Raw genomic sequence first — 21,082 nt, forward strand, 5'->3', positions numbered from 1 at the left:
TTTGAGGAAAATTTGTCCCCATTTGGGGGCATCCACCCCACCCGATTTGCGATGCAATCACCATCAGAGACCCAAGCGGTCTTTTGGTACTGGTCAGGTCCCACACCCAATTTCCCCTGGCCAGATTTCTAAAGGGGGTCGCGTCGGGGGGCGCATCACACTCCCGGTATATTAATTAGGAGGATGTTTAAGATGGGTAGACCAGACGAAGGCTCACCATGGGAAGAGTGTAATCCAGACTGCGAGATCATCTTTGACGAGGACAATAAATTCAGTCCCAATTACAATGATGGCACCACGGAACGTGGCGGTCGCGATGGCAATGTCATCAATCTGAACGACCATGATGCCGGCGACAACGCCGCAGCTGGCGGCGGCAATGATGCGGTCTATGGCAACGAGCGCAACAACCGGCTCGATGGTCAGTCCGGCCAGGACTATATCGAAGGCCGCGGCGGCAATGACGCCATCAATGGTGATGGTGGCAATGATACCCTTTACGGGGGCAATGGCACCAACGCGACCCGCGACGGCAACGACTGGATCGATGGCGGCGATGGCTGCGATTACATCGATGGCGAAAACGGCAATGACTCGCTGCTGGGCGGCAAGGATCAGGATACGGTCTTTGGCGGCAATGGCGACGACCAGATCTTTGGGGATGAAGGCGGCAAGGGCGATGGCTCCGGCGACGCCGGCGATTACCTCTATGGGGATCTGGGCGACGACTGCATGGACGGCGAAGGCGGCGACGACTGCATGTGGGGTGACCGCGGCGGCCGCGCTGGCGAATCCATCTATGACGGCGACGACACCATGTATGGCCGCGGCGGCAATGACCGGATGAACGGTCAGGGCGGCGACGACCGTATGGCCGGTGGTCTGGGCGACGACCTGGTGATCGGCGGCTCCGGCGATGACGAGATGTTCGGCGACGAACGTCAGTCCCAGGGCGACGATCTCGACTTTGGCTCTGACAGCGGTCCGGTTGGCAAAGGCCCCAATGAAGACGGCAATGACTGCATGCTGGGTGGCGATGGCCATGACACCATGGATGGTCAGGGTGGCATGGACACCATGTTCGGCGAAACCGGCGACGATCTGATGCAGGGCGGCCGCGGCCGTGACCTGATGGATGGTGGCGAAGGCCGTGACGACGTCAATGGCGATGCCGGCAAGGACACTCTCCGCGGCGGCAGCAACAATGACGTGCTCGAAGGTGGTGCCCAGGGCGATTTGATCTTTGGTGACCATGCCCGGGTCAAGGGCTATGGCGACATCGATTGGGATTGCTGCGACGACGACCCCAAAACATCGGTCGAGGCCTCAGCGCATACCAGCGATGAAACCGATCTGCGTCCCGTCGACTGCCCGGACTGCTACACACCGCAGGACGGTGGCGAAGCCGGCAATGACCGCATCCGCGGTGGCTCCGGCCATGACACCATGTTCGGCGAAGAGGGCAATGACGTCATCATCGGCGGCCGTGGTTTCGACCTCGGATATGGGGGTATCGGCCGGGATCGTCTTTATGGCAACCAGGGCAATGACACCCTCTATGGCAACGAAGGCGACGACTGCGTCCACGGCAATGTCGGCGACGACGTGCTGTTCGGCAACTCCGGCAACGACACCGTCAAAGGCGGCGATGGCGATGACCTGATCTACGGCAACAACCAGGCCGATACGCTCTATGGCGATGCCGGCAATGACACTATGTATGGCGGTCATGGCAATGACCTGATGCATGGTGGCACTGGCAATGACGTCATGAGCGGCGGCGACGGCGAAGACACCGTCAACGGCGATGATGGCGACGACCTGCTGATGGGTGACAATCGCGCGGATGAGCTGAACGGCGGCGACGGCGATGACGTCCTTCTGGGCGGCAACGGTGGCGATGACCTGAACGGCGACAATGGCAACGACTGCCTCTATGGCGAAGTTGGCAATGACGATCTGGACGGTGGCCGTGGCCATGACTTCCTGGATGGCGGTGAAGGCAATGACACCCTCTACGGCGGCGACGGCAACTTCAACGACTACCTGAAAGGTGGCGCGGGAGATGACGATCTGACCGGTGGCAACGGCAAGGATGTCTTCATCATCGACCTGACCTGGGACGGGGCTTCCTTCAGCTCCGGCGATGGCATCGACTGCATCAATGACTTTGACATTGATGAGGACCACGATGTGCTGGCCTTCCGCGTCACCAATATCGACGCTGGTGCAGGCACCTCGTCAGAGGCGGCCTTTGGCGCCCTGAATGGCGTGGCCAGTGTTTCGGATGATGGCACCGACACCACCATTTCTGTTGGTGGCGCCACCGTGGTCATCAAGGGTCTGACCAATGCCAATGGCTACACCTCCCTGGGACAGGACGCCCTGCCCTCTGGCGGTGTTGGCATCAATGCGGTCGGCACCGGCGACGCCGGCAGCTACGAGCCGATCCGGGTCGTGGCCAGCGATGACGGCTTTGACGACAGCTATGACAACATCTGGGGTCATACGCTCTGAGCCATAAGGAATGATCCTCCCGGGTGGCGGCCGCCACCCGGGGGGGTCTAGCCCTGGTTCAGGACAGCGATTTGGTCCCCGGCCAAGGATTGCCACCTTGGACCAGGGCGCTGATCTGCCAGCTTCAGAAACTTCACATCGTGCAACCGGGGGGTCACGGGTATGAAGACGAAACGGGTCTTTGACGGACAGCGGGGTGTTATCACCTCAATTTTTGTAGCGAGTATCTTTGTTAACCTGCTTGTCCTGACAGCGCCGCTGTACATGTTGCAACTGTTTGCCCGGGTCATGGCTTCGGGCAGCATGCCAACCTTGATTGCTTTGACCACCGGCGCGGCAATCGCGCTGGTGTTCTTCTTTCTCTTTGATGTCATTCGCCAGCGCCTCGTCGCCCGCCTCGGCTCGCGGCTGGAGGCCCGGCTGAGCCCGGTTGTCCTGCAAGGGATGATCAGCGGCAACCTGCCCGCGCCTCTGCGCACGGCGGAACCGATCCGCGACATTCAGGATCTGCGCGGCTTTGTCACCAGCCCGGTGTTCATTGCGCTCCTGGATGCGCCCTGGTCGCTGCTGTTCATCGGGCTGATCTTTCTGTTCAGCCCGATCCTGGGGCTGGTCTCGGTGGTGGGTCTGCTGATCCTGCTGGGGCTTGGCGTGCTGAGCGAGGTCTTTGCCCGCGCGCCCGGCAAGACCTCCGAGGAGGCCGCCCGCGAAACCAATGCCGCGGTTGAGGAGATGATGGTCAATGCCGAGATCATCCACGCCATGGGCAAGACCTCTGCCCAGATCGGCCGCTGGCGGGGGCGCGCCTTTACCGCCATTCTCTTTGGCACATTGGTCACCGACCGGGTGGCGCTGATGACCTCGCTGGCCAAGGCCACCCGCATGGGTCTGCAGATCGCCGTGCTTGGCGTGGGCGTGGTGCTGGTGATCAACAACCAGCTGACACCGGGGCTGATGATTGCCTCCTCGATCCTGCTGGGCCGGGCCGCCGCCCCGGTGGAGCAATCCATCGCCGGCTGGCGTGCCCTGCTCAAGGCCCGCAGCGCCATGGAACGGCTGAACCTCCTGCTGGCCCATGCCGAAGACACCAGCGACCGGATGGAACTGCCCGACCCCACCGGGCGGCTGTCGGTGGAAAATGCCACCGTGGTGCTGCCGGGGCGGCAGGATCCGCTGCTTCTCGACATCACCCTGTCGCTGCAACCGGGCCATGCGCTGGGGCTGATCGGCCCGTCGGGCGCGGGCAAGACCACATTGGCGCGGGCGCTGGTGGGGCTGCAACCGCTGGTGCGGGGCCATGTGCGCATCGATGATGCCGCCCTCACCGATTGGGACCCCGAACAGATCGGCCGCCATATCGGCTTTCTGCCGCAGCAGGTGGAGCTGTTCCGCGGCACCGTGGCCGAGAATATCGCCATGATGGATCCGACATCGAAACCCTCCGATGTAGTGGCCGCCGCCAAACTGGCCCGCGTGCATGAGCTGATCCTGGCCCTGCCCGGCGGCTATAACGCCGAAGTCGGCCCGCGCGGCGGGTTCCTCTCCGCAGGGCAGCGTCAGCGGATTGGCCTGGCCCGCGCCTTCTTTGGCGATCGCAAGCTGATCGTGCTGGATGAGCCCAATGCCAATCTCGACCCCGAAGGCGAAGAGGCCCTGGCCGCCGCCATCGAGGAGGTCTGCACCCGTGGTGCCATCGTGGTGGTGGTGACGCATCGGCTCAACCTGTTGCGGCGGGTCAGCCATGCCGCCCTGATACAGGAAGGGCGGATTGCCCGCTTTGGCGAGGCCCGTCAGATCATCGAAGCCGCCGCCCAGCCGATGAGCCGGGCCCAGAGCGATCCCAAGGTGACCAATCTCGCACCGCGCCGGGCGGCGGCCCGGACGGACACCGATGCAGAGGCCAGCACCGCAGAAGGAGCCCAGTCATGAGCCGCAGCAACAGCCGGGAGCTGGCCCCGCGCGCCGCCAGCGAGATTGAAATAAACCGGGGCTTTCAGGACCTGATGCCCGATGGCTTCACCCTGCCCCGCACCCCGCCGACCCGCGTGCGCCAATTGGTGCTGTGGATGCTGGTCTGCGGCTTTGGCCTGTTTGGCGGTTTGGTGTTCTGGGCGACCAGGGCCGAGCTGACCAGCGCCGTGGTCGCCCCCGGGGAATTCACCGTGGATGGCGACCGGCTCAGCGTGCAGCATCTGGAGGGCGGCATCGTCCGCGAGATCAATGTGGCCGAAGGCGATATGGTTGCCGAGGGCGATGTGATCGCGGTGCTGGACGGGCGCCGGATGCGCGCCAACCGCGCCATCCTGACCAGCCAGATGGCCAGTCTTCTGGCCCAGCAGGCGCGGCTTCAGGCGGAGCTGGCCCAGGCTGATCAGATCGAGATCCCGGCCGAGCTGGACCAGCTGATTGCCGAGGATCCAGAGCTGGTCTCGCTGTTTGAGGTGCAGCGCGATGTCTTCGCCAGCAACCGCGCCTTGTATGAAGGTCAGGTGCAGATCCTGCGCGACCGGATTGCCCAGCTGGGCAAACAGCTCATCGGGCGGCAGGCGCGGCTGACCGCGGTCGAGGATCAGCTGACCCTGATCAGGGGCGAGGTCGCCGATCTGCACAAGCTCTATGAAAAAGGCCTGGTTCCCAAGACCCGGCTCAGCGACCGGCTGTTGCAGGAAACCGGGCTGATGGGCACGTTTGGCGCGCTGGAAAGCGACAGCGAAAACCTTCAGGAGCGTGTCGCCGAAACCGAGGAGCGCATTCTGCAGGTGCACCGCGACACGGTGAACCGGATCTCCAGCGAAACCCAGCTGGTGCAGGAGCGTATTCTGGACCTGCGCCAGCGGCTGGATGCGGCGGAGGATGTGATCGAACGCCAGACCATCCGCGCGCCGCAGGCCGGCCGGGTGGTGGAGCTCTCCATCAATACGCTGGGCCAGGTGCTGAACCCGGGCCAGAATGTGCTGGAGCTGGTGCCCTCGGGCAGCGATCTGATTGTCGTGACCCGCGTCTCGCCCACCGATATCGACGAGGTGGTGACCGGTGGCCGGGCCCGCGTGCAGCTCACCGCCTATAGTTTCCGCTCCACCCCGCCGGTCCGGGGCGAGGTGGTGATGGTGGCGGCCGACAGCATTGCCGATCTCAACAGCGGCATTCCCTATTACCGCGTTCACATCCGCATTCCGCCCGAAGAGCTGGCGGCGCTGCCCAACGTCAAGACCCTGCCCGGCATGCCGGCCCAGGCGATGATCGAAACCGGGCGGCAGACCTTGGCGGATTACCTGCTCAGCCCGGTGCTGCGCAGCATGTCGAACGCGTTGAGAGAGGGGAATGGCTGATCAGGGATGCGCGGCCGGTAAGACGTCTGGCGTTTCATACCTGGGGGGGACCTGATCAGACTTCCTTTCGCCCGTCCGGCCTCTGGCCGGGCGGGTCTTTATCTGGGCAGACCGCCGGCAGGCACCGCCGTGCAAATTAGGTCCGGTTCGGCCCAAATGTTTCGCGTGCGAAACATTTAGACAATAATGCTGACCTATTTTAAAAAGCAAACCCGTCTCTGACACGGGGCTTTTCCCCTGCCCTATTCCGTGGCGCGTTTCTTCACCCAGCCCAGAAAGGCCGCATCGGGGCGGCGCAGCCGCGGCGCGCCGGAGCGCACCCACATTTCGCGCCAGTCGGCCTCCAGCGCATAGACGTCAATGCCGGGGATCAGGCTGCGGGCCTGTTCCAGCGCGCGCGCACTCAGCACCGGCGGGCGCTGGCTGTTGTCCAGCACCGCATGTTTCTGGGAAAAGCGGATCAGATCCCCCGGCAGCTCTTCCATCGCGTAATCCGGCAGCGGCTGGGCGGTGATCATGTCGCGCAGCATCTTGCGGAACACCCGGCGCGGGCTGGCGGAGCCGGATTTCTTCAAGAGCGTCTCCACCGAGATCTGCCAGCTGTCCTGACGGCCGCAATGTTTGCGCGCCAGCTCATAGATGCGCCGCTCCAGCGGTTTGCGGAGACGGAAGTAATCGCGGCTGAGGGTCAGCACCGATTTCGACAGCACCGCGCGATAGATCCATTCGCTGAGCGTCACCACCACATTGACCATCCGCCCGCCGCGCGCCTTGCGCACGATCTCCCAGCTCTCGATCAGGCCAAAGCCGCTGGTGACCTCCTGACCGCCGGTGACGATATTGGTGGTGATGCGGGTGCCCGCCAGCCGCTCGAACGCCTCGCGCAGGCGGCGGTAGGCATCGCCCGAGGTCTCGCGATTGGTCGCCACCAGCAGATCATGGGCGGTGAGATGCAGCGTGCGGCTGACCTGCCGGCCGGCATTCACCGCCGCCATCAGCTGGCTGATGCAGAAGATCAGGATGTCCTTGTCATGGATCGTCGCCAGCCCTTTGACCGAGGGCACCACGGTGATCTCCGCACCATTATGTTCATAGTTCAGGATGCGCCGGTCCGGTCTTGTGCCGAGCGAGAACAGCGGATGCTCCATCGAGGCGAGATCGTTTTTCGGAATCGCATCGAAAATATCGCAGAGAAAGAAATCCCCCCCCTGCGCCGCGCTGCCCCCTGCGGTCATCTGGCCCGAAATCTGGCCTGCCATATTGCTGTCCCGTCTGCTCTGCCCGCCCCCCGCTTATCCGGGCCTTATGGCCTCTTTCGGGGTGACTCGCGTCTTCGTGGTTTTGATTACGCCCACCCTAAAGTTATCCACACCACTTCTCAACGGGGGTTCGGAGTCACTGCTTCGGGGGTTCAGAGTCAGTCTTTCGGGGTTTCGGAATCGCAGCAGCCCGAAAATCGGCTCCAAACGCCAATAAAAAAAGGGCTTTGCCGCCACTGGTGTTGCGCCTTAACTTATATATAACTCAATTATAACAGGTAGAAAAAATCGACAGGGCAGAAATTGCCCCGGTCCCGCCCCGGATCCCGCCGGTTTCTTTTGCCGCAACTCCCGGATTTGCTTAGAAAATTCAAAACAGATGCGCATATATCTTTCATGTGCGCTGTTTTATGCTATCATCTCCAAAAGGCCGCACATCAAACAGGGAACCCTACAGGTTCCCTGCACCGGCGGACCCAGGCAGAGGCGTGAGAGCAATGGCACGAGACATCCAGAAGAAAGATCCAGGCCGCAATGCGGCCGGGCTGCCCCCCTATTTCAACATCGACCCCGACGCCGCCCTGGGCGATCTGGAGGCCCCCACCAGCACCGGCGGCTTTGCCGATATCGCCGAGGCCTGCGCGCGCGGCCGGGCCGATCTCTCCAGCCGGGGCATGAACGAAGAGGGCCGCAAGGAGCTGCGCCTGTTCTCCACCTGGGAGATCACCCGCTATCTGATCCCGGTCGCCCAGGCCCATTTCCGCCGGGTGCTGAAGGCCAACCCAGATCTGCCGCAGGGCCGCTCCGAGACCGAAGGTGGCGCCAAATGGTTCACCCTCGACGAGGTGCTGCGCCTGCGCGCGCATTTTGCCGCCCAGGGATCCAAGGCGAAGGATTACCAGCCCTACCGCCCCGAAGGGCTGCCCGCCAAAATGGTCGCCGTGGCCAACTTCAAGGGCGGCGTCGGCAAGACCTCCACAGCGGCCCATCTGGCGATGTCAGCAGCGCTGGATGGCTACAAGGTGCTGGTGATTGATCTTGATAGCCAGGGTTCGATGACCTCGATCTTTGGTGGCCGCGTGGAGGATGAATGGCAGACCGCCTTTCCGCTCCTGGCGCGCCATTACGGCGATCACCTGCGCCTGGAAAACCAGCGCCGTCTGGATCGCGGCGATGCGCCCCAGCCGCTGGACGACAGCCTGTCGGCGGCGATGGGCATGACGGCAGCGGATGTGATCCAGCCCACCCATTGGCCCAATATCGATCTGATCGGCGCGCAGCTGAACCTCTACTGGGCGGAGTTCCAGATCCCGGTCTGGCGGATGGCCGCGCGCAGCTGGAAGCTCTGGGATGCGCTCACCGAGCGGCTGGAGGCCGACGGGGTGCTGGAGCAATACGACGTGATCTTCATCGACACGCCGCCGGCGCTTGGCTATCTCACCATCAACGGGCTGTCGGCGGCGGATATCCTTCTGGTGCCGATGGGCGCGTCGTTTCTGGAATTCGACAGTACGGGGCGGTTTTTCGATATGCTGCATTCCACCTTCGCCTCCATCGAGGAGGGCGAGAATCTGGCGGCGCGCGCGCTGGGGCGGCCGGAGATCGCCTTTGAATGGGATGCGGTGCGCACGGTGATCACCCGCTATGACGGCGCCCAGCAGGGCGAGCTGGCGGCCTTGATGCAGGCCTATCTGGGGCCCACCCTGTCGCCGCACCGGCAGGATTACACCGCGCTGATCGGTCAGGCCGGCGAGCAGGTCAATGGCATCTACGAGGCCGATTACCGCGATTTCAACCGCGAGACCTACGCAAGGGGGCGCGAGACCTTTGACGCCACCTATGCGGCCTTCAAGCGGCTCCTGCTGGCGGTCTGGCGCCGGGATGAGTTGCAGATGCAGCGCGCGGCGCAGTAACGGGCTAAAAACGCAAAGCGCCTCATACTGCGACCCTGCACCCCCAAAGGGCAAACAGGGCGTGCAGGGATCAGAACAGGCGCAGGAAGAGGACAGGCAGATGGCAAAACGCAAACGGCTTTCACCGGCACAGCCGACCTATCTCAGCACGGCACCTGAGAACAAATCCGCCCTCGGCGGCCCCGGTTCGCTGTCAGCGCCGCCGATTGCGCAGGTCGCCTCCGAAGCCGCCACAGAGGGCGCGCTGCAGGAGCTGACAGCGGTGCTGGAGACCGCCCGCGCCAAGGGGCTGATGATCGAGGAGATCGCGCTTGGCGCCATCGACGAGACCCATCTGGTGCGCGACCGGCTGGAGCAGGACGAGGAAGAGATGGGGGCGCTGGTCGGATCCCTGCGCGCCCGTGGCCAGCAGACCCCGATCGAGGTGGTCGCCCTGGGCGCGCAGGCCCCGGCGGGCAAGACCCATGGTCTGATCTCCGGCTGGCGCCGTCTGACCGCGATGCGCAGGCTATATGCCGAGAGCAATGATCCTGCCTTTGCCACCATCAAGGCGCTGGTGATCCAGCCCGACGGGGCCGAGGGCGCCTATGTGGCGATGGTCGAGGAAAACGAAATCCGGGTGAACCTCTCCCATTACGAACGCGCCCGCATTGCGGTGCGGGCGCTGCGCGAAGGGGTCTACAGCAGCCAGAAATACGCGCTGCAATCGCTCTTTGCCAATGCCACCCGCGCCAAACGCTCCAAGATCGGCAGCTTTGTCACCCTGGTCGAGGCGCTGGATGAGGAGCTGCTGTTTCCCACCGCCATCCGCGAGAAACTGGGATTGGGGCTGGCGCGGGCCTTTGTGCAGGATCCGGGCTTTGCCGATGCGGTGGTCGCGGCCCTGCGCGCCACCGCCCGCCCCACGGCAGAGGCGGAACAGGCGCTGCTGAGCCAGCTGCTTGAGGCCCATGAGGGGAGTGAGATCGCGCCGGCAGATCCGCCGGAGGCGACCCCTGCCCCGGTTCCGTCCTCTGCCCCGGGTTCCTCTCCGGGTCCTTCTCCGGGTCCTTCTCCGGTGCCACGGGTGCGCAGCCTGGATCCGGCGGACAGCATCGGCGCACATGAGCGGGTGAGCGTGCAGGCCGCCGCTGGCGTGCGGCTGGGATTCACCCCCGGCCAGCAGCGGATCGAACTCACCGGGACAGCGGTGGACAGCACCCTGATGGAGGATCTGAAGGCCTGGCTGCGCCACCGCTGAACAGAGTCTGAGGATGATGTGAAAAGACCCTGATACAGCTGTATCAGGGTCTTTTTGTGTTTGGGGTGATGACCGGGTGGGTTTAGCGGCCCACCCCGATATAGGTCTCGAATCCGGCGCGTTTGGCGGCTTTGGCGGTGTAGATATTGCGCAGATCCACCATCCGGGGCTGCGCCATCTTGCGCCCCAGCGCCTTCAGGTCGAGGGCGCGGAATTCATTCCATTCCGTCAGCAGCACCACCAGATCCGCATTGCGCACGGCCTTATAGGGGTCGTCTTCCCATTTGACACCGGGCAGCAGATCGCGGCCTTCGGCCTCGCCCTGCGGGTCCACCACCCGCACCTTGGCGCCGCCGCCGATCAGGGCCGGCACGATGGTGAGGCTGGGGGCCTCGCGCATGTCATCGGTATTGGGTTTGAAGGTGACGCCAAGCACCGCGATGGTCTTGCCGTTGAAACTGCCGTCACAGGCGTCGCGCAGCTTCTCCAGCATCCGCGCCTTGACCTCCTGATTGACCCGCATCACCGTTTCGGTGATCTGCATCGGATAGGCGTGGTCCTGCCCGATGCGCGCCAGCGCGGCGGTGTCCTTTGGGAAACACGACCCGCCATAGCCGGGACCGGCATGCAGAAACTTATTGCCGATGCGCCCGTCCAGCCCGATGCCACGGGCGACCTCCTTTACATCGGCGCCCACCCGTTCACAGAGGCCTGCGATTTCATTCATGAAGGTGATCTTGGTCGCCAGAAACGCATTGGCGGCATATTTGATCATCTCGGCGCTTTCGAGATCGGTGGTGAGGATCGGGAAATCGCGCAAATATAATGGCCGGTAGATCTCGGCCATGACCTCGGCGGCGCGGTCGTTCTGCACGCCGACAACCACCCGGTCGGGGCGCATGAAATCATCAATCGCCGCCCCTTCGCGCAGGAATTCCGGATTGGAGGCGACGTCAAATTCCGCCGCCGGATTGGCTTTGGCAATCACCTGTTTCACCTGCCGGTTGGTGCCCAGGGGCACGGTCGATTTGGTGACCACCACGGTATAGCCCTGAAGGGCGGCGGCGATCTCCTCGCTGGCGGCCATCACATAGGTGAGATCGGCATGGCCATCGCCGCGCCGCGTGGGCGTGCCGACGGCGATGAACACCGCTTCGGCCTCGGCCACGGCGGCGGCCAGATCATCGGTAAAGGACAGCCGGCCCGCAGCCACATTGCGCGCCATCAGATCCTCCAGCCCCGGCTCGTAGATCGGCACCTCGCCGGCCTGCAGCCGCGCAATCTTGGCCGCATCCTTGTCGACACAGATCACATCATGGCCAAAGTCGGAAAAACAGACGCCGGAGACCAATCCGACATATCCGGTGCCAATCATTGCAATGCGCATGGGGGCGGTCCTTTGCTGTTGCCTCATATCCTCCGCTTGCAGGGGCGGAGTGTTGGGGATCAGACATATACGGGCGCGCGGGAAGCGGGAACCGGAATTTTGGTCAGGACTCAGGCTGATCAGGGTGCGGAAGTGGCCCAATGGGGCGGGGAGTGAAATAGGTCCGGTTCGGACCAAATGTTTCGCACGCGAAACATTTGGTCAATCATACTGACCTAATTTAGGGAGAAGTCCTGATCCCGATTTCACAGAAATCGGGAGGCCTGCGGCGCGAGTATTTGGGGAAAGGTGACAGGTCAGAAGCGCATGTCGCGCCAGATCAGCCCTGCCCGGATCAGCCTTGGGTGCCGCTGTAATACTCCCGGTACCAGGCGACAAACCGCGCGACGCCCTCTTCGACGCTGACCTGCGGTTCATATCCGGTGAGCTGGCTCAGCAATGTGGTATCGGCCCAGGTGGCAGGCACATCGCCGGGCTGCATCTCCATCAGGTTTTTGCGGGCGGTGATCCCCAGCGCGGTTTCCAGAGCCGCGATATACTCCATCAGCGGCGTGGGTCTGGAGGCGCCGATATTGACCACCCGGAAGGGGGCGACAGGGCTGAGATTGTCCTGTTCCGAGACCGGCTGATCCCCCGGCACCGCGTCGATCAGCCCGGCGATGCCCGCAACCAGATCGTCGATATAGGTGAAATCCCGGCTCATCCTGCCGTGGTTATAGACATCGATCGCCTCACCGGCCTCTATCGCCCTGGTGAATTTGAACAGCGCCATATCGGGCCGGCCCCAGGGCCCATAGACGGTGAAAAACCTGAACATCGTGGTCGGCAGCCCGTAGAGATGGGCATAGGAATGCGCCATTGTCTCGCCTGCCTTCTTGGTGGCGGCATAAAAGGACATCTGGTGATCCGCCTGCTGGCGCTCATCAAAGGGCATCTGCGTGTTGGCACCATAAGCCGAGGAGGTGGAGGCGATCAGCATATGGGCGGGCGGATGGGCGCGGGCGGCCTCCAGCAGTTCAAAGGTGCCGATCAGATTGGCCTCAAGATAATCGCGCGGCGCATCGATGGAATGGCGCACCCCGGCCTGGGCGGCGAGATGGATCACCACATCCGGTTTATGGGTGGCAAACAGCCCCATCAGGCGGTCGGGATCTTCCAGCTTGCCAATGATTGGCGTGAAGCCCGCGTAGTCCGCCAGCCGCGCATGGCGGCGTTTCTTCAGGGTGACGTCGTAATAGGGCGAGAGGCAATCCAGCCCAATGACATGCCAGCCTGCGGCGAGCAGCCGGTCTGCAAGGTGATAGCCGATAAAGCCGGCCGATCCGGTGATAAGAGCGGTTTTCATGCCCCTTAGGTGGCGGCTTGGGCGCGGGGTGTCAAATGCTTCCTGTGGCGCGGGAAAGCGACCTGTGACCGGCAGGTGAATTGACAGCACGGTCTATTTATGAGCTTTGCGCTCTGAACCAGATCCGCCGCCGCCCACAGGAGCCTTTGCCACCGTGACTGAAACCCTGATCCCCGAGCCCGCGCATCAGGCTGCGGCCGCCGCTGGTGCTACCGCTGGTGCCGGACGTCTGGTGGCGGTGGTGGTCACCTATAATCGGCTTGCGAAACTCAAGGTGACATTGGCGCGGCTGCTGGACAGCCCGGGCGCGGAGCTGGCCGCTCTGGTGGTGGTGGACAATGCCTCTGATGATGGCACCGGCGACTGGCTGGCGACCTGGGGCGCGGATCATCCCCGCGCCGATGTGGTGCGCAGCGAGATCAACCGCGGCGGGGCCGGCGGTTTTGCCCTGGGGATGCAGCGCGCGATGCAGGCGCATGCCCCCGACTGGCTGGTGGTGATGGATGATGACGGCCGCCCGGAACCCGGCGGGCTGGCGGCGTTTCACGCCATGGGGCAGAGCGGTGAGCTGGCCCATTGGGACGCGGTGGCGGCGGCGGTCTATTTCCCAAGCGGCGAGATCTGCGAGATGAACCGCCCCTCGCGCAATCCGTTCTGGAGCCTGGGGCATTTCCTGTCCACCGCGCGCAAAGGGCGCGATGGGTTCCATATTCCGCGCAGCGCCTATGACGGCGGGCTGAGCGCGATTGATGTGACGTCTTTTGTGGGGTTTTTCATCTCGGCGGCGGCGGTGCGGCGGGTGGGCTACCCGGATCCGGACCTGTTCATCTATGGTGATGATGCGCTTTATACGCTGGGGCTCAGTGCGGCGGGCGGGCGCATCTGCTTTGCCGCCGATGTGCGGTTCGAGCATGATTTCTCCACCTTCAGCAATGGCGACAGCGGCCAGCGCTTTCGCCCGCTGTGGAAGGTCTATTACCACCACCGCAATCTGCTGCTGCTTTATCGGCAGGCGGCGGGCTGGCTGTTCTGGCCGGTGCTGCTGCTTATCCTGCCGAAATGGATCCTGAAAGTGCGTCATCACCCCGGCGTGCGCCGCGCCTATCTGCGGCTCACCTGGCTGGCGGTGCGCGACGGGCTGCTGCGGCGCCTGGGGCGCCGCCATGCCGCGGTGCTGGCAGAGGCTCGCGAATAAATAAGGCGCAGATCAGCGGTTCAGGATCACCCGGTGATAGCGGCGCATCAGGATCAGGCCCAGGGCGGTCAGTGTCATACCGATCAGCAGCACATAGGCATGGCTGACGTAATCGGCATTATAGGTGGGATAAAATCCGGTGCGCATCAGCCCGATGATATGCAGAAGCGGATTATACCACAGAATGTCCTGTGCCACCGGCGGCAGGTCCTCGTAGATATAGATCACGCCGGAGGCCAGGAACAGCGGCCGGGTGATGATCGACCAGGCCACATCCCACAGGGGAAACAGCCCCATCAGCACCGCATTCATGCAGCCGACCCCCAGCCCGAGGATCATGGCGAGGGCGATGGCTTCGACCAGGGGGGGCAGGTCGATGGCGGTGCGGCTGTCGATCACCGCGAGGATACCGGTCATCAGCAGGGTGGTGATGACAATACTGGTCAGGCTGTTCAGCACAAACCGTGCCAGGATCGCATCCAGCCAGGTGACAGTGGGGTATCGCAGCAGGGGGCGGGAATAGGCAAGCGCCCGCGCAACGGTGCCGGAGAGAGTCTGATACAGGTTAAATGGCAGGAATCCGGTTGCGTAAAACAGCAGGAAACTGGTGCCGAGCGACGGCGTGCGGATCACCAGCGAGAAGCCCAGCGACAGGAACAGGATCGCGGCCAGGGGCTCCAGGATCCCCCAGAGATAGCCACCGGGGGTGCGCCCGTAGCGGGTCGACATCTCGCGCAGCACCAGCGCGGCCACGGTGCGCAGCGTCGCCATGCTGCGGCGGTGGCGGCGATGCGGATTGGCGGCGGGGCTGGTGGGGATCTGGGCCGGCGTCTGGGCGGGAGCCTGTGCCGTAACCTGTGTCTTTGGCGGGCTTAACGGACGGGGCTGAGCCGGGGGCGCAGAAGAAGACAGGCTGGCCATGAACACCCCATGAATACCCATTGTGAAACGCGGATCGCGAACGGTATTATGAGAGAAACAAAAGACAATGACAAACGGCTTGGGGCAGGGTGCTTTTGGGCCGGGACAGGTTGATCATGACACAGACGCCCCCGTCGGCCCTGGCCGGACGCCCCGCCTCAGAAGAGGCGACATCAGAGGAGGCGGCTGCGGCAGATACCGCAGCAAGCACAGCAACCGGTACACCCGCTGCCTCTCCTGCTGCCACAGCATCGGCCCCGGATGCGGCAGAGGCCGCAGCCCCTGTCCAGCGGGTGCCGGATCCGGTCAAACAGCTGAAACGGGTACGGCGCAAGGCGCGCAAGGCCGAGGCCGCCGTGGCCGAGCTGGAGGCGCGTATCGCCGAGGCCGAGCAGCGCCCGGCCTATCCGCTGGCACGGCCTGCCAGCATGAAAAAACGCCACTGGGGGCTGGTGATCAGCTTTGTGGCCTTGGTGCTGGCGCCGCTCCTGGCGGTGATGATCTATCTCTGGACCTTTGCCGAGGATCAATATGCCTCCACCGCAGGCTTTACCGTGCGCAGCCAGGAAAGCAGCGGCGCCAATGATCTTCTGGGCGGGCTGGCGCAATTTACCGGCAACAGCAGCGCCTCGGACAGCGACATCCTCTATGAATTCATCCAGAGCCAGGAAATGGTGGCCGCGGTCGATGCGGCGGTGGACCTGCAGGGGCATTACAGTGCGCTCTGGCCGCGCGACTGGGCCTTTGCGCTCTGGCCGGAGGCGACGATCGAGGATCTGACCTGGTACTGGCAGCGCATTGTCGGGATCTCCTTTGACAGCGGCTCGGGGCTCATTGAGGTGCAGGCGCTGGCCTTTGACGCAGAAATTGCGCAGGCGATCACAAAAGCCATCGTCGCCGAGAGCCAGACCCGGATCAATGCGCTCAATGAACAGGCGCGCGCCGATGCGATGCGCTATGCCCGCGCCGATCTGGACGAGGCGCTGGAGCGGCTGAAGGCCGCGCGCCAGTTGCTGACCCAATTCCGCACCCGCACCCGGATCGTCGATCCCGAGGCCGATATCCAGGGCCGTATGGGGGTGATGAACAACCTTCAGCAGCAGCTGGCCGAGGCGCTGATCCAATATGATCTTCTGCGGGGCACGGTCAGCGAGGCGGATCCGCGGCTGACCAAGGCGCAGCAGCATATCGACGTCATTCGCGACCGCATCAATATCGAACGGCAGACCTTTACCTCTGACAATACCGACACCGGTGGTGTCGGTGAGGATTACCCGTCGCTGATTGCCGAATTCGAACGGCTGACGGTGGATCGCGAATATGCCGAGGAAAGCTACCGTGCCGCGCTGACGGCGCTGGAGGTGGCGCGCGATGATGCCGCCCGCCAGAGCCGCTATCTGGCGACCTATATCAACCCCACCCGTGCCACGGAGCCGGAATACCCGCGCCGCGCCGTGCTGGCGGCCCTGGCCGGGCTGTTCCTGCTGCTGACCTGGTCGATTCTGGCGCTGATCTATTATTCGATCCGCGACCGCAGCTGAGGCGAGAGGGCAGGGCAGTGATCCGGTTTGAAAATCTGACCAAGAGCTTCTGGCTCAAGGGGGAGCGGCGGGTTGTCATCGACAATCTGAACCTGACGCTGCCGACGGGCCGGTCGCTGGCGCTTCTGGGGCGCAACGGGGCGGGCAAATCCACCCTGCTGCAGCTGGTGGCGGGCACCATGCGCCCGGATCATGGCGAGATCATCTCCGATGGGTCGATCTCCTGGCCGGTGGGGCTGGCGGCGTCGTTTCATGGCGATCTGAGCGGGGCGGAGAACGTCCGTTTCATCGCCCGGATCTATGGGGTCGATACCGATGATCTGGTGGCATTTGTCGAGGATTTTGCCGAATTGGGCAAATTCTACCATATGCCGATGCGCAGCTATTCCTCGGGGATGCGGGCGCGGCTGACCTTTGGTGCGTCTATGGGGATCAAATTCGACACCTATCTGGTGGATGAGGTGACGGCGGTGGGCGATGCCGCCTTCAAGCGCAAGAGCCGCGATATCTTTACCGACCGGATGCGCCACTCCAGCGCCATTCTGGTCAATCATTCGATGCGCCAGCTGCGCCAGTTCTGCAATGCGGGGCTGGTTCTGGACAATGGCCGGCTGCGCTATTTCAGCGATCTGGATGAGGCCATTGCCGAGCATCACCGCCTGATGGCGGTCTGATGGCGGTCTGGCGGCGCTGCCCGATCTGCGGTTATGTCGTCGCAATATTCTGAAACAAAAGGGAAATGCGGCTCTTCGCCTGTGCGGAAACCGAACCTTGTGTGCCTCTGGATTGTTTGACAAAAAGGGCAGGGGACGCAAACAGGACGGGGTGCCGGGGTGAATATACTGATGGTGGGCGCAGGGCTTTCGGGCGCTGTGATCGGACGGCATCTGGCCGAGGCAGGCCACAGGATCACGGTCATGGACAGCCGCAGCCATATCGGCGGCAATTGCCATACCGAGCGCGACGCCGAGACCGGCGTCATGGTACATGTCTACGGGCCGCATATCTTTCACACCGATGACGGCGAGGTCTGGGACTATGTGAACCGTTTCGCGCGTTTCCTGCCCTATAAGAACCGGGTGAAGACCACCAGCCTGGACCCCGAGGGGCGGCGCGGCGTGTTCTCGCTGCCGGTGAACCTGCATACGATCAACCAGTTCTTCGGCAAGACCCTGCGCCCCGAAGAGGCGCATGATTTCATCACCGAAGAACAGGCCGATACCTCCATCATCGATCCGCAGACCTTTGAGGAACAGGCGCTGCGCTTTGTCGGGCGCGATCTTTATGAGGCGTTTTTCAAGGGCTATACGATCAAGCAATGGGGCGTGGCGCCAAGCGCGCTGCCGGCCTCGATCCTGAAGCGGCTGCCGGTGCGGTTCAACTACGACGACAATTACTTCTTCCACAGATATCAGGGCATGCCGGAGGACGGCTATACCGCGATGATCGCCAAAATCCTCGATCATCCGGGCATAACGGTCAAGTTAGAGACTGTTTTTGATCAGTCCCAGGCGGCAGATTTTGACCATGTGTTCTACTCCGGGCCGCTGGATGGGTATTTCGACTACCAGCTGGGGCGGCTTGGCTACCGGACGCTGGATTTCGAACGCTTCACCCATCAGGGCGATTATCAGGGCTGCGCGGTGATGAACTACGGCGAGGAAGAGGTGCCCTATACCCGCATCACCGAGCACAAGCATTTCGCCCCCTGGGAAAGCCACGACGGCTCGGTCTGCTACCGCGAATATTCCCGCGCCGCAGAGCCCGAGGACATCCCCTATTACCCGATCCGCCAGGTCGAGGAGAAGGCGCTGCTGGGCGATTATGTGGCGCTGGCGGAACAGGCCCAAGGGGTGACCTTTGTCGGCCGTCTGGGCACCTATCGCTATCTCGATATGGATGTGACCATCCGCGAGGCGCTGGACACCGCCCGCGGGTTCCTGGCGGCTGAGGCGCAGAACGCCCGGGTGCCTGCGTTCTTCGTGGCGCCGCTCTGAGCGGATCGGAGCGGATGTGACAGGCGGATGGGACAGGGCGGGCCGCTGCCGGGGCGGCGGCTTGGTCTGGACCCGTGCCGGATGTTAGAGTAGGGCTTGGGCGCTGGAAAACAAGGCTGATGCAGAAACGAGATGGAGCCGATGAGCGACAAGACCGGAGCCAGACCCAAGACGCTTGTGATTCACATCGGCGACCACAAGACCGGGACCACCACCATTCAGAACGCGCTGGCTGTTGGCAGCATTCAGCTGCATGACGCCAAGCTGCTGTACCCGGCCAAGCTCAACCATAATTACCTGACCGGGTTCATCACCAGCTATCGCAAGGGCACCCCCCTGCCCAAGCATCTTGAGGATCGCGATGGTCTGGAAGAGGTGGCGGCCCAGATTGCGGCCTCGGATGCGGATTATGCGGTGCTGTCCGCCGAGGCCTTTGAAAACATCCCGGCACCGGAATTCCACGATCTGGTCGAGACCTTCTTTCGCGGCTGCGCCGATCGTATCCATATCGTGGCCTATGTGCGCCCCCATGCGCAGCGGATCCTGTCGAGCTATGCCGAGCAGATCAAGATCGGCTGGTATCGCGACAGCATGCAGGACTTCTTTGACCACAATCTGCAAAATGGCCGGTTCCATTACGCGCCGCGCTTTGCCCAGTGGCGGGCGCTGTTCGGCGATGAGTTCACCCTGCGCCCGATGATCCGCAAGGAGCTGAAAAACGGTTCGGTACTGGATGATTTCGCCGAGGTGGCCTTTGACGGGCGGCCCTGCACGGTGGAGGAATTCGAGCCTGAAAACCAGGCCATGACCGTGCGCGAGCTGGCGCTGATGTATTTCCTGCAGGGCCAGTTCCAGGAGCAGGACCCCTGGCTGCGCCATACGCTGGGCTGGGAATTGTCGCGCCAGCTGGACCGTTCGCGCAGCGAGAGCGAGGCCAAGGTGCGCAAACTGGTGATGGCGCGGGATCTGGCCGAGGCCGCCACCGCCGCCTACCGCAGCGATGCCGAGATCATGGATCGCGAATTCTTTGGCGGCCGGCCGCTCCTGCGGAATGCGCTGCGCGACATGGAAAAACAATCCGCCCCGCGTGCGCCCTCGCTGGATCCGAGTCAGTTCTTCAGCCCCGAACATCTGCGCAATCTGACCGTCATGGCCAAGATCATCGAAGGTATGCTGGAACGGCAGGGCAAATGGCCCTCCTATTTCCACAGTCACCGGATCAAGGATATTGAGCGGCACAAGAATGCGCGTCTGGGGCTGGATGAAAATGGCGATCCGCTGGACCCCGAGGCGGAGATGCCGACCGTATCCGAGACCGCAGCGCCGCCCGCCACACAGAGCGCCGCCACCACATCTGACAGGCCGGCCCAGACACCACCGCCCGCCCGCGCCCTTGCACATGCCGCAGCCGCGGCTGCGCCACAGAAGGATCAGCCATGAATATCCGTTCCTCCCTTGCCGCGGTCATCGTGACCTATAACCGGCTGGACAAGCTGAAGCGCGTGATCGCCGCCCTGCAGGCACAGACCTGCCTGCCGGAACGGGTCTTTGTGATCGACAATGCCTCCACCGATGAAACCGGCAGCTGGCTGAGCCAGCTGCAGAAGGACGACCCCCGGTTTCAGCATGTGCGCCTGCCGGAAAACATCGGCGGCGCCGGTGGCTTTTACGAGGGCGCGCGGGTGGCCTATGAGGAAGGTTATGATTTCATCTGGTTCAGCGATGACGACGCCTATCCCGAGCCCAATGCCATTGAGCTGCTGCTGACCGGCATCAAGGATTTCGAGGCGCGGTTCACCTGGCGGCCGTCTTTTGCCTGTTCGGCGGTGAAATGGACCAATGGCGATCTCTGCGAGATGAACACGCCCTCAACGGTCTGGGACTGGCCGCGGTTCTACAGCCCCGAGACGCCCTATTTCCTGGTCGGCTCCTGCTCCTTTGTCTCGGTGCTGGTGCCGCGTTGGGCGATCCAGAAACATGGCTTTCCGATCAAGGAATATTTCATCTGGTACGATGACGCCGAATACACCCAGCGTATCGCCAAATCCTATCCCGGCATCTACTGCCCCAACAGCGTGGTGGTCCATGATGTGCCGGAAAACAAGGGCGTGAACTATTCGCTGGTGAACCAGGCCAATATCTGGAAATTCCGCTATGGTGCGCGCAATGAGGCCTCGTTCCGCCGCCGCGAACAGGGCTGGGCCGGGGTGGCGGTCTTTGCCCGCGGGGTGCGGCGGCAGATGCGCCAGGGCAATGTGGAGAAATCGCTGCGCCGTGAGGTCTACAAGGCGATCTGGCAGGGCTGCTCCTTCAACCCGCCGATCATCCGCCCCGACCCCGATACCGGCGTCTGAGGCGAGATCTGCCCGCAAAACCACCCGCAGCGCCGGATCCGCCGGACAGATGTATCACAGATCAAAAGGACAGGCAGGGAGCCC

At 63.1% G+C, this 21,082-nt stretch carries 15 protein-coding genes; 11 read left to right on the forward strand and 4 right to left on the reverse strand.

The features are described 5' to 3' along the window. Positions 1–192 precede the first annotated feature (192 nt). From VWY34_RS03550 to VWY34_RS03560, 3 genes are all read left to right on the forward strand, one after another. Positions 193–2,517 (forward strand): calcium-binding protein, encoded by a 2,325-nt coding sequence (locus VWY34_RS03550; protein WP_416535224.1) that lies wholly within the window; start codon positions 193–195, stop codon positions 2,515–2,517. Between the two features lie 162 nt (positions 2,518–2,679). Further along, positions 2,680–4,446, forward strand: coding sequence for a type I secretion system permease/ATPase (locus VWY34_RS03555; protein ID WP_416535225.1), 1,767 nt, complete (start codon positions 2,680–2,682; stop codon positions 4,444–4,446). Next, positions 4,443–5,846: an HlyD family type I secretion periplasmic adaptor subunit gene (locus VWY34_RS03560; RefSeq protein ID WP_416535226.1), complete on the forward strand. Its 1,404-nt coding sequence runs from the start codon at positions 4,443–4,445 to the stop codon at positions 5,844–5,846. Before VWY34_RS03555 ends, VWY34_RS03560 begins: the two co-directional genes overlap by 4 nt. A 242-nt stretch (positions 5,847–6,088) precedes the next feature. Here the strand turns inward: VWY34_RS03560 and VWY34_RS03565 are convergent, their stop codons facing one another. Next, on the reverse strand, positions 6,089–7,105 hold the full coding sequence (locus VWY34_RS03565; protein WP_340547838.1) for a replication initiator protein A: 1,017 nt from the start codon (positions 7,103–7,105) through the stop codon (positions 6,089–6,091). A 497-nt stretch (positions 7,106–7,602) separates the two neighbouring features. Here VWY34_RS03565 and VWY34_RS03570 point away from each other — a divergent pair, with 497 nt between their 5' ends. Both VWY34_RS03570 and VWY34_RS03575 read left to right on the forward strand, forming a co-directional pair. Next, positions 7,603–9,018 carry an AAA family ATPase gene (locus VWY34_RS03570; RefSeq protein ID WP_340547839.1) on the forward strand — a complete coding sequence of 472 codons (1,416 nt, stop codon included), beginning with the start codon at positions 7,603–7,605 and terminating at the stop codon, positions 9,016–9,018. A 100-nt stretch (positions 9,019–9,118) separates the two neighbouring features. After that, the gene (locus tag VWY34_RS03575) at positions 9,119–10,258 is read left to right on the forward strand and encodes a ParB/RepB/Spo0J family partition protein (protein WP_416544859.1); all 1,140 of its coding nucleotides are present in this window, start codon (positions 9,119–9,121) and stop codon (positions 10,256–10,258) included. An 82-nt stretch (positions 10,259–10,340) separates the two neighbouring features. Here VWY34_RS03575 and VWY34_RS03580 read toward each other — a convergent pair whose 3' ends face one another. Both VWY34_RS03580 and VWY34_RS03585 read right to left on the reverse strand, forming a co-directional pair. Then, a complete protein-coding gene (locus VWY34_RS03580) occupies positions 10,341–11,645 on the reverse strand; it encodes a UDP-glucose dehydrogenase family protein (protein WP_260107657.1) in 1,305 nt (434 codons plus the stop codon). 334 nt (positions 11,646–11,979) lie between these two features. Continuing rightward, the gene (locus tag VWY34_RS03585) at positions 11,980–12,990 is read right to left on the reverse strand and encodes an NAD-dependent epimerase/dehydratase family protein (RefSeq protein ID WP_416544860.1); all 1,011 of its coding nucleotides are present in this window, start codon (positions 12,988–12,990) and stop codon (positions 11,980–11,982) included. A gap of 154 nt (positions 12,991–13,144) precedes the next feature. Here VWY34_RS03585 and VWY34_RS03590 point away from each other — a divergent pair, with 154 nt between their 5' ends. Beyond that, positions 13,145–14,185, forward strand: coding sequence for a glycosyltransferase (locus VWY34_RS03590; RefSeq protein WP_416544861.1), 1,041 nt, complete (start codon positions 13,145–13,147; stop codon positions 14,183–14,185). A gap of 12 nt (positions 14,186–14,197) precedes the next feature. Here VWY34_RS03590 and VWY34_RS03595 read toward each other — a convergent pair whose 3' ends face one another. After that, complete coding sequence (locus tag VWY34_RS03595) at positions 14,198–15,106, reverse strand: ABC transporter permease (protein ID WP_416548774.1); 909 nt, start codon at positions 15,104–15,106, stop codon at positions 14,198–14,200. Positions 15,107–15,222: 116 nt separating this feature from the next. Here VWY34_RS03595 and VWY34_RS03600 point away from each other — a divergent pair, with 116 nt between their 5' ends. From VWY34_RS03600 to VWY34_RS03620, 5 genes are all read left to right on the forward strand, one after another. Beyond that, a complete protein-coding gene (locus VWY34_RS03600) occupies positions 15,223–16,647 on the forward strand; it encodes a sugar transporter (RefSeq protein ID WP_340547844.1) in 1,425 nt (474 codons plus the stop codon). A gap of 17 nt (positions 16,648–16,664) precedes the next feature. Continuing rightward, positions 16,665–17,321, forward strand: coding sequence for an ABC transporter ATP-binding protein (locus VWY34_RS03605; protein WP_340547845.1), 657 nt, complete (start codon positions 16,665–16,667; stop codon positions 17,319–17,321). Between the two features lie 159 nt (positions 17,322–17,480). After that, complete coding sequence (glf, locus tag VWY34_RS03610) at positions 17,481–18,644, forward strand: UDP-galactopyranose mutase (protein ID WP_340547846.1); 1,164 nt, start codon at positions 17,481–17,483, stop codon at positions 18,642–18,644. 141 nt (positions 18,645–18,785) lie between these two features. Continuing rightward, positions 18,786–20,084 (forward strand): hypothetical protein, encoded by a 1,299-nt coding sequence (locus VWY34_RS03615; protein ID WP_340547847.1) that lies wholly within the window; start codon positions 18,786–18,788, stop codon positions 20,082–20,084. Beyond that, positions 20,081–20,998 (forward strand): glycosyltransferase family 2 protein, encoded by a 918-nt coding sequence (locus VWY34_RS03620; protein ID WP_340547848.1) that lies wholly within the window; start codon positions 20,081–20,083, stop codon positions 20,996–20,998. The genes VWY34_RS03615 and VWY34_RS03620 overlap by 4 nt, the downstream gene beginning before the upstream one ends. The last annotated feature ends 84 nt before the right edge of the window (positions 20,999–21,082 follow it).

Source organism: Phaeobacter sp. JH20_02, from assembly GCF_048056915.1.
GTDB classification, from domain to species: Bacteria; Pseudomonadota; Alphaproteobacteria; order Rhodobacterales; family Rhodobacteraceae; genus Phaeobacter; species Phaeobacter bryozoorum.